The organism is Streptomyces carpinensis, from assembly GCF_002154505.1.
GTDB lineage: Bacteria > Actinomycetota > Actinomycetes > Streptomycetales > Streptomycetaceae > Streptomyces > Streptomyces carpinensis.
This window is the reverse complement of the sequence record NZ_MUBM01000099.1, coordinates 1-434: the sequence shown is the minus strand read 5'-3', so window position 1 is coordinate 434 and position 434 is coordinate 1. Positions and strand designations below refer to the sequence as shown.

Genomic DNA, 434 nt, shown 5'->3' with positions numbered 1-434 from the left:
CGAGCCGCTGCCGCAGCCGGGTCACGCGCCGCACGACCCGGGACCGACCCAGGCCGCGGACGGCACGGAGAGCGGGCACGCTCCGGGTGCCGGCCAGGAGCCGGTGGCTGCCCACGGCGCCCCGGAAGCCCAGGCGCCCCACGCCGGTCACACGCCGAGGGACGGCACCGTGCCCGCGCACGCGGACCAGGCGGCCGAGGCCGTATCGGCTCCGGCTCCGGAAACGGTGCAGGCGCCCGGGACCGGTACGGAGGGCGCCGTGACGGGGGCGGCCACGCCCGAGGTGACGCCCGAGGGGCGGGCCCCGGACATGACCGCCGACGAGGCCGGTTCGCCCACCGAAGGCGCGCAGGCTCCGGACGGTGCCCACACTCCGGAGGGCACGCAGGCGCCCGGGACGGCCCCCACCCCGGAGGCCGGTCAGATCGCCGGGG

The 434-nt window shown here is 80.2% G+C and carries 1 pseudogene; it reads left to right on the top strand.

From position 1 onward, the window contains the following. Positions 1 to 169 precede the first annotated feature (169 nt). Positions 170 to 434 (top strand): annotated as a pseudogene (locus BZY54_RS52235) (hypothetical protein); the annotation flags it as partial.